The organism is Candidatus Hydrogenedentota bacterium (assembly GCA_012523015.1).
Lineage (GTDB): Bacteria > Hydrogenedentota > Hydrogenedentia > Hydrogenedentales > CAITNO01 > JAAYBJ01.
Window position 1 is genome coordinate 1 of sequence record JAAYJI010000179.1, and the last position, 9,136, is coordinate 9,136.

The following is a 9,136-nucleotide window of genomic DNA, read 5'->3' on the forward strand; positions in this document are numbered from 1 at the left end:
GCCCTCAGCCCTACGGGCTGCCCCTATCGGGGACGGGCTACGCTACGCGAAGGCATTGCAAGGGAGAACAGCCAAGGCCCTCATGTCACGCAAACAGGAGACACAGATTCCACCTTAAATTTGGCGGTTCGTGGTCTAAGAATGGGGTAAGGCGCAATTGACTGTAAATATTACAAAAGTTTAAGTCATAAGTTCAATTAAGCGTGGGGACTTCAACACAAACAAAAGTCACGGATCTTAGGCTAATTATTTATTGGTTGAGGATGGTCGTAGCTTGTGTTTTTTGTTCAGAAATAAAGCGGCGGGTGGGAATGCTCTTTCAACTTCCTGAATCAACAGTATATTCAATCTCTTTAAGTCGGAATATACGCCAACAGTACGCTTAAGAAAGATAGGTGCGTGACGTAATCAACGCCTACTTCTTGGTCCGCGTCGTCTTTGTCCCGGCCGTTTCCTTCTTGCCGGATTTCGGCGCGTCGGGATTTGTTCCTCTTTTTCACGGGCGCTTTCCTGCGCTTCCTCTTTGATCTGTTGGCTCAGTGACCTGCTGACAGCGCGATCTTGTGCATCGGTTACGGTATTGTAGCTGCCGCAGCGGGGACACAAAGATAGGGTAGACGCTTGTTCATCCAGGTACATGAAATTACAAAAGGAACAGCGCCATAAAAACTGATGTTCTAAAACGCGGTATACATGACGTGCCCGCAGTTCCCCGAAGAAATAGAGAAAGATAAATCCGAAAAGGATCAGTGCGCCGTAGAGCAATATGGCCGTGCTGAAAAGTATTTCAATCATGATCCTGCCTCCGCGGCAAGAATGACCAAGACACCGGATTGTTCAGCTGTGCTATCGGTTAAGGGCGCAAAACGATAGCGGAGCACGGCCATTTGTACGTCGTCCAACAAGGTAGAGTTTTCAAGGTGAGGACTCCATACATTTTCGACCTTGCCGTTTGCATCGACTTTGAAAACCATTTCTATGGGGCGGTCAAAGCGATCAGGATTCACGCCCCACAAGGCTTGGATAGGCGGCGCAAAGAGCAACTCCCGATCTGCAGGGGGACCGTTCCATTCGATGTACGCCTCAAAGCCTTCTGCAGGTCGATGACTTTGTACTCTTGTCGTTTGCGCGATCTGTGCTGCGGTCGTATCGGCGGCTCCGTCTCCGGGAAAAGCAAACTCACGCAGTGTCTTGCCAAAGCGCTGCAATTCACTTCCGAATCGTGCCCAGCTGTCGGAAGGGGCGTAAGCCTCGAACATACGATCCGCACCGGGATCTGCTTGGGCAGCGTCAAAGCGAATCCTCAGCCGTTCCAGTTCTGCGAACTCAACGACGGGCAATTCTACTTCCGGCAGCTCTCCGTAGAGGGCGGTTCCGGTCAACGACAAGGTATCTTCGGAACGAGGCAGATGCTGAGCGACGTCCGTTCTTTCAGCAGGCGCGCTGTAGACCAAATGCACATCATAATAACTGACTTGTTCGCGGGGCAATGCGATTACAATTTTAAAAACCGTAATCATAGACAAGTGAAAGAATAGGGAGACGATTAGGGCGATACCGAGTCGCCTGCGTTTACGCCACGAAGCGAGCAAAACATTGCTCCCTTTCCCCCTGCTGTCTTGTGCGTTATGTGTTGGGGCTTGCGGCCCGGAGACCGACATGTCACTGGTCTTCCTTGGGTGGAACAGCGGCAATGCCATAATGCTTAATGCCCACACCGTTCGCAAAGCCCAAGACTTTTACCAATCGCTCTGTGGGGACACGTGCATCGGGACGGATCAAAACAACGGCCTCCGGCTCCCGTTCCCGTAATTCCGCCATGGCTCGGGTAAGTTGTGTCCAATGGCTAATGGCTACATCATTAATGAAGACCTCACCCCCATCCTCGGGTCCGCCCGTTCCAAAGGCCAAGGTAATGGACATTTCCTTGTTTTCCAATTCGGAGGTACCCTTTGCTTCAGACAGCTCGACGGGAACGGTCGTATGCACCACAAAACTGGAGGTCAACATAAAAAATATGAGCAACTGAAAGACAACGTCAATGAGCGGTGTCGAGTCGATGATGGCACGCACTTTGCGTTCATTTGATCTTTTGAATTTCATGGATTATATCTCACGTTCGCCATGATGACGAGTCAATAATTCAATTAATTCAGAAGAACTCATCTCCATTTCCAATACCATACCGTCTACACGGGTGACGAAATAGTTATAGATAACAATAATGGGTATTGCCACGGTCAACCCTGCTGCCGTGGTAATCAGTGCGTTGCCGACCCCTTCGGCGAGATCGCTGGGCTTGACTTGTCCGCCCTTGAGCTGGATTTGCCCAAAGGCTTTGATCAGTCCTTGTACCGTTCCCAACAGCCCTAAAAGAGGCGCAATATTGGAACAAGTCGCCAAGGCAGAGAGATAGCGTTCAAGCCTTGGGATTTCGAAACGGCCTGCGTCTTCGATGGCTTCGCGAATATCATCTTTGCTGCGATTATGTTTTAGGATGCCCGCCTTCATGATTCTTGCGACGGGCACCTGCGCTTCATCGCACACTTCAATGGCTTCGCGAATACGATTTTGCCGCAAAAGCTGGCGCATAACATCCATGAATTCGCGGGTATCAATATCGGCGCGCCGCAACGCAAAAAAGCGTTCGATAATTATGGCAAGCCCGATAATCGAACAAAGCATGATGGGCCACATGAGAATGCCGCCCTTAAAAATAACATCGACGAGAAAATAATCGCGCATATTATATTCCTTCCATAGCTTCGCGCAGGTCGTGACTTACCAATGATCCCATCCCCTTATCTGTAAAGATTTCTAAAAGCAGACTATGCGAGACGCGCCCATCAATGATATGGGCACGGCGCACGCCGCCATTGAGTGCTTTCAGACACGCATCAATTTTCGGCGCCATACCGCCGGCAATAACATTTTGCTCTTTCAACGCCTCCACCTCCCGAGCATGAACACGTTGGATCAGCGAATTCGGATCATTCACATCTCTTAATAAGCCCGGTGTATCGGTGAGGAATACCAACTTTTCGGCGCTTAGTGCAGCAGCAACATCGCCCGCCGCGGTATCCGCATTCACATTCCACGTACCGCCGGCGCTGTCCGTCGCAACGGGTGCAACCACCGGAATGATCCCATTATCGCACAAGACATCCAGTACTTTCGTATTTACCCGTTCGACTTCGCCGACCAAGCCAATATCTTCATCACCTGAGACTGCAATTTTGCGGGCACAAAGAAGTTTGCCGTCTTTGCCGCTCAGCCCCACCGCTTCACCGCCCGCCTGATTCAGCAAGTTGACGATGTCTTTATTGACAGATCCGGCGAGCATCATTTCCACCACGCTCATGGTGTTGGCATCGGTAACCCGTAATCCCTGCTTGGTGAATACGGATTGAATGTCCAGCTTTTTCAACATAGCGTTGATGGCAGGGCCGCCGCCGTGAACAATGATGGGGCGCATCCCCACGTACCGCATTAACACGACATCCTGTGCCGTGCTTGCGCGCAGCGCAGGATCGAGCATGGCAGCGCCGCCGTATTTTATCACGACGGTTTTGCCGAAGAATTCTCGGATATAGGGCAGTGCTTCAATGAGCACACCCGCTTTCTCAATAAATCGCTTCATGATGGGTTGGTTCTCCACGTGATTCATGTACGATAATCCGCGTTTATTTTTACATAGTCAGTGCTCAAATCAGATGTCCAAAAAACCGCCTGACCGGAGCCCTCTTCAAGTGTCACTTCTACTTTCAATTCGGAGGCTTTCATCAATTCCTGAATCTTTTCCTCAGAATATGCTGTGGGACATCCTTGGCGCAACACACAGATACCTTGGATAACGACATCCATTTTGTGTGGATCAAAAGGCGCGCCTCCATAACCGGCGGCGCAGGCGATCCGTCCCCAATTGGCATCCTGTCCGTAAAAAGCAGTCTTACACAGTTGAGAGCGTGCAATGGTGCCCGCTATCAATCGGGCGTCGGCATCGTGCTTCGCGCCTTGAACGGTAATTTCAACAAATTTGGTAGCCCCTTCGCCGTCGCGTACCAAGGCGCACGCCAAATCGATACATACTTCCGTAAAGCGTTCTTGGAACTGCTCGAAAGCCGCTGTTCCCGGCAGGAGCTCCGGCGTGTTGGAAGCGCCGTTAGCAAGACATAAGAGCGTATCATTGGTGCTCATATCATTGTCAATACAAATGCAATTGAAGGATCGGTTCACTGCGTTGCTTAGAATCGTTTTGAGATTTGCAGGCGCTATATGGGCGTCCGTAGTCAGAAAGGCGAGCATGGTGGCTAGATTAGGCGCAATCATACCGGCACCTTTGGCAGTGCCGCCGATACGAACTGTGCCTTCAGGGAGCTTCACCTCTGCCTCAACACATTTAGGAACCGTGTCCGTTGTCATGATGGCCCGTGCAACAGCTTCTCCCTGTTCATCACTCAACGCCCGGGCGCATTGAAGGAGCCCCGCCGTCAAGCGTTCCATAGGCATGGGAACACCGATAACGCCCGTGCTGCACACGCAGATTTCTTTTGCTTCGCAAGGGATGGCTTCGCCAACGACACGTGCCGTTTCCAATACGTCGGCATCGCCTTGATCGCCCGTACAGGCATTGGCATTGCCGCTGTTCACTACGATAGCGCGTGCGTGACCCGAGGCACAGACGCCGCGGCAATACCCAACGGGCGCAGCGAAGACGCGGTTCGTGGTAAACATACCTGCCACCGATGCGGGCCGATCACTGACGATAATGGCGCAATCCAAGCGGGTGGTTCCCGCTTTTTTGATGCCGCCGGCAGCGGTGCCCGCTGTGAAACCTTGGGGCGCACAGACGCCTTTCTTGAGCGTATTCATGGTGCCATTGCTCCCCACCGAAGCCCTAAGGTTTCTTCCAAGCCAAACATGAGATTCATACATTGAACAGCCATGCCTGCCGTGCCGCCCATCAGATTATCAATGGCGCTGACAAGGAGCAGGTTGCCGGTCCGTTTATCGTGAACCCATCCGAAATCGCAGAAATTGGAACCGCGCACATATCGTATTTCCGGCAATTTCCCTTCTCCGAGCACTCGGATAAAGGGCTCCTTTTCATAGCGTTCATAAAAGGGTGCGGGATCAAAAGGAACATCGGGGTGCAGGGTGATGGTTGTTAAGATGCCGCGTGTTAGCGGAGCCACATGGGGCGTAAATTGCACCATTACTTTATGGAGCAATTCTTGTTCGATTTCAGGGGTATGCTGATGGACCGCAAGTTTATAGGCCTTTAAATTTTCGTTCATTTCAGGGAAATGAAAGGCTTCGGAAAGGCTTTTACCGGCACCGGAAATGCCGGAGATACTGTCAATAACGATGGGATAGTTGGAGCCGCAGGCGTCAACAATGGGGCGCAAAGGCAGCAGCGCACTGATGGGATAACACCCGGGCACTGCGGTTAATTGGGCGGATTTTAACGCCTCTCTATACCAAGGCACCAGTCCATAGACCGACTCTTCGAGCAAATGGGATGCCGTATGATCAGCTCCATAATACTGCGTGAATACAGCCGTATCCTTCAATCGGAAATCAGGGCCAATATCAATGACACGAACACCGGCGGCACGCAAATCCGCAACGGGCGCCATGCTCGCTTTTCCGGGAACACCGACAAAAACAACATCACAGGTTGCTAACGCGGCGGCGTCAAAAGACTCAAAGGTCAGATCAATGAGTTTGCCGAAAGCGGGCAGCTCTTCTGCCAAGGGTTTGCCCGGAACACTAGTTGAGGCAACCATTTTTAAATCAACTTCGGGGTGGTCAACTAAAAGACGCAGCAATTCCCGGCCGCCATAGCCGGTAGCACCAACAACACCTACATGAATCATGGATTTTCCTCTTCACTAAGAGATTATTTATTGGATAATGTTGCGATACAAGATGAATCTTTGTGTACAAAGAATCTTGAATCGGCAACGCTTCTGAAATTAAAAAACAGCACGCTATCCGTCTTTGTTATGGATATAGCATTCTCTCCGGATCGTGCACTATTAGGGGAAATTATAACAAAGAGCGAAGCTAAAGGTATTCCTTCAAATTATACGGTTCATGAAGACCTTGTGCAAACTATGTTTTTTTCCCCTTCAAAGCGCTTCCCTTCCTCTCCAAGATTGACAAGGCGGGAATTATTTTGACGGGTCAATCTCAGGCGTAATTTTTTTTATACCTTATAATTATTACTCCCTTTGTGGAATATAATTATTTCCATGAATGTTTTTTTTTACAAAGAATCGAATTTATCTATTGATTAAATTGGAGTGTATTTGAACAGGAAAGGACAGGAAGTGAGAGTTTTTCAGGATATCAGCTATTCTATTGGGCAGACACCGCTCGTCAAATTGAACAATGTGTTGGCCCACTCTAAATCGGGGATGATTCTTGCCAAAATTGAAGGGCGTAATCCCGCCTACTCCGTTAAATGCCGGATCGGCGCCAATATGATTTGGGAAGCTGAAAAGCAAGGTAAAATACAGCCGGGCGGCACCATTATCGAACCTACTTCCGGAAACACGGGTATCGCGCTGGCATTTGTCGCGGCGGCTCGCGGGTATCGACTCATCTTAACCATGCCAGAAACCATGAGTATCGAAAGAAGATCGATGCTGAAAGCCTTTGGTGCCGATTTGATCTTGACTCCCGGCGATAAGGGAATGCCCGCTGCCATCGCTATGGCAGAAGAAATAGCACAAGAGAATCCTGATTACTTTTTGCCGCAACAGTTTAAAAATCCAGCTAATCCCGACATTCATTTTAAAACGACCGGCCCGGAAATCTGGGAAGATACCGACGGCAGTGTTGATGTGGTCGTTGCCGGTGTCGGGACGGGCGGCACCATTACCGGTATCAGTCGCTTCATTAAAACGACTAAAGGCAAAGCCATAGAAAGCGTTGCTGTAGAGCCTGCCTCCTCACCGGTGCTTTCCGGCGGCAAACCGGGCAAACACAAGATTCAAGGACTTGGCGCAGGCTTTAAGCCCGAGGTCTTGGATATGAGCCTCGTTGATAAAGTGGAAACTGTTTCCGATGAGGAAGCGTTGGAAATGGCAAGACGCCTCGCAAAAGAGGAAGGGATTATTTCGGGGATCAGCAGCGGGGCTGCCGTCGCCGTAGCAGTACGACTCGCCCAACAACCCGAATATGCAGAAAAGAATATTGTCGTTATCCTGCCTGATTCAGGAGAGCGTTATTTATCAACGCCCCTCTTCGAACAATAACATCGCGCCATAAAAACAAGTCATTGTAGAACGCCGGTACAACGCTGAACCCGGAGGGGACGGCGTGTATCTGCGTTTTATTACAAGAGAATTCCCCCTTGAATTACTAAAGGTCTCCCCTGCCTTCTCTCCCCTTCTTTCTAAAAAAATGCAAGACAGTATTCTTATTTATTGCATTTATCCAAGGTCCGGTGATATACTATTTTCCAAGAATGGAATAGCGTGCGGTGTGGCGCCGTGCATTACTCAGCATTACGGCCCAGGTCGTACGTAATCCTTGCCGAGGCTTATCGATGATGGGATCGTTAATGTTTTTTTTACCCCATAGAGAAGTTGCGCTGCTTATTGAGCGTTGTCCTATAAACAATGAAAACCGCAAAATCCTGCTGGGATTATCATTATTAATAGTCGGTTCCACGGCGTTACGCGAAATAATATCCCCATTTTTTAAAAAGATAAAAGCAAATCAGGGCGTAATTGCCTATTAAATCTATCTATTTACGACTCATTACCTAAATGATGTGTCGATTATAAAATTTTGCTGCATTAAAATTACAGTTGACACTTTGTAGTCGATATGGGTATACTTATTGCAAATTTCATTGAATTTGATAATTATGTGTGGAAGTGATATATTCATCGAAGTCTTACCTACTGTCATAGTGTAGTGAGTCAAGTCATATTAAAGAAAGGAACGTAGTAGTAACAATGGATAGAGAACGAGACCAAAAAGCCTATACAACTTTCGAGGCAGCGAAAGTGTGTCATGTCACGCATCACAGCATCAAGAATTGGATCAAACAAGGATTGATCAAAGCGTCGCGTACGTCGGGCGGGCACTACCGGATTTTAGAAAAAGATCTGGATACCTTCCGGGAAGAGTATGATATGTTTCCCCGTGACAAAATTATAGGGCATCGTCAGGTCATGATCGTTGATGATGATCCTGATGCGCTTGCATTAATGGAACGTATTTTAAGCGATGAAGGTTATGAACTTGTTATGGTCAGCAACGCTACTGAAGTGGGATTGCGTGCTGCTCAAACGGCTCCTGATCTTATTTTGCTGGACTTTCTGATGCCGGAAATTAACGGTTTTGATGTTTGCCGTGCCCTGCGCAACAATGAAATGACGCGCAATATCCCCATCATGGCGGTCACCTGTTTAGATAAAGAACAGGACATCGAGCGCGTCTTTTCCTGCGGCGCAGATGATTATCTTGCCAAACCTTTTAAAGTAGACAAATTCTTGTCCAAAGTCAAAGAGCTGATGAAACGGAAGGTCGGCAACGCATAACGCGCTTGTATTAAGCTTTATATTGCATCTAAAATGAGGCCGGCGTCCGAAGCTGATTCGTTCGCCGGCTTCTTTACATAGAAAGGCGCTATGACGTGAAATCCGCCCGTTCAAGTATTGAACGCAGATTCATTTTATCGATTTTGTGGGTCAGTGTCATTCCCATGACCTTGGCGTTGCTCATTGGCTATTTCGCCGCACGGGAGGCGCAGCATTTCACGGTGCTCCATAACCTGCGCACCACCGTGCGCAAGACAGCAGGCAGCATCCAATTGGTTATTCATGAACGGGAGCAAGTCGCCGTACGTGTAGCGCAGTCCCCTGTTATCGTTGACTATTTGCGCGATCTCCATGCGGGAAAATCTCCGGAGCCGGCGGCACTGGAGCGTTTTTTCGCTTATGAATCCGCTTCGAGCCCCTCCCAAGCCTCCGAATTTTTTCTATACGATAAAGATTGTGAGCCCCTTATCTATCCGCCGGGCACAGAGCCCCGCGACATCAAAGATGCGACCGCAAACCGTGCTACAGGCGTTATCGATTTAAACTATGTCGTTGAGGAAAGCCGTTATTTCGCC

At 49.2% G+C, this 9,136-nt stretch carries 11 protein-coding genes; 4 read left to right on the forward strand and 7 right to left on the reverse strand.

Features of this window, described 5'->3' with window-relative positions:
• Positions 1-408 precede the first annotated feature (408 nt).
• The 7 genes from GX117_07845 to GX117_07875 all read right to left on the reverse strand — a co-directional run bounded on the left by GX117_07845 (position 409) and on the right by GX117_07875 (position 5,879).
• Positions 409-795: a hypothetical protein gene (locus GX117_07845; GenBank protein ID NLO33251.1), complete on the reverse strand. Its 387-nt coding sequence runs from the start codon at positions 793-795 to the stop codon at positions 409-411.
• The gene (locus GX117_07850; GenBank protein ID NLO33252.1) at positions 792-1,592 is read right to left on the reverse strand and encodes a hypothetical protein; all 801 of its coding nucleotides are present in this window, start codon (positions 1,590-1,592) and stop codon (positions 792-794) included. The genes GX117_07845 and GX117_07850 overlap by 4 nt, the downstream gene beginning before the upstream one ends.
• A gap of 70 nt (positions 1,593-1,662) precedes the next feature.
• The gene (locus GX117_07855; GenBank protein NLO33253.1) at positions 1,663-2,103 is read right to left on the reverse strand and encodes a biopolymer transporter ExbD; all 441 of its coding nucleotides are present in this window, start codon (positions 2,101-2,103) and stop codon (positions 1,663-1,665) included.
• Between the two features lie 3 nt (positions 2,104-2,106).
• On the reverse strand, positions 2,107-2,745 hold the full coding sequence (locus GX117_07860; GenBank protein NLO33254.1) for a MotA/TolQ/ExbB proton channel family protein: 639 nt from the start codon (positions 2,743-2,745) through the stop codon (positions 2,107-2,109).
• Between the two features lies 1 nt (position 2,746).
• The gene (gene argB / locus GX117_07865) at positions 2,747-3,640 is read right to left on the reverse strand and encodes an acetylglutamate kinase (GenBank protein NLO33255.1); all 894 of its coding nucleotides are present in this window, start codon (positions 3,638-3,640) and stop codon (positions 2,747-2,749) included.
• A gap of 23 nt (positions 3,641-3,663) precedes the next feature.
• On the reverse strand, positions 3,664-4,872 hold the full coding sequence (gene argJ, locus GX117_07870; GenBank protein NLO33256.1) for a bifunctional glutamate N-acetyltransferase/amino-acid acetyltransferase ArgJ: 1,209 nt from the start codon (positions 4,870-4,872) through the stop codon (positions 3,664-3,666).
• Positions 4,869-5,879, reverse strand: coding sequence for an N-acetyl-gamma-glutamyl-phosphate reductase (locus GX117_07875; protein ID NLO33257.1), 1,011 nt, complete (start codon positions 5,877-5,879; stop codon positions 4,869-4,871). The genes argJ and GX117_07875 overlap by 4 nt, the downstream gene beginning before the upstream one ends.
• Between GX117_07875 and GX117_07880 the strand changes: the two genes are divergently transcribed.
• The 4 genes from GX117_07880 to GX117_07895 form a co-directional block, all read left to right on the forward strand.
• Entirely contained in the window at positions 5,871-6,185 is a 315-nt protein-coding gene (locus tag GX117_07880) for a hypothetical protein (protein ID NLO33258.1), read from the forward strand. The two genes, GX117_07875 and GX117_07880, sit on opposite strands and share 9 nt — an antisense overlap.
• Before the next feature lie 150 nt (positions 6,186-6,335).
• Positions 6,336-7,265: a cysteine synthase A gene (gene cysK, locus GX117_07885; protein ID NLO33259.1), complete on the forward strand. Its 930-nt coding sequence runs from the start codon at positions 6,336-6,338 to the stop codon at positions 7,263-7,265.
• Positions 7,266-7,973: 708 nt separating this feature from the next.
• On the forward strand, positions 7,974-8,561 hold the full coding sequence (locus tag GX117_07890; protein NLO33260.1) for a response regulator: 588 nt from the start codon (positions 7,974-7,976) through the stop codon (positions 8,559-8,561).
• Between the two features lie 95 nt (positions 8,562-8,656).
• Positions 8,657-9,136, forward strand: a 480-nt coding sequence (locus GX117_07895; protein ID NLO33261.1) for a hypothetical protein, incomplete at its 3' end; no start/stop codon positions are given.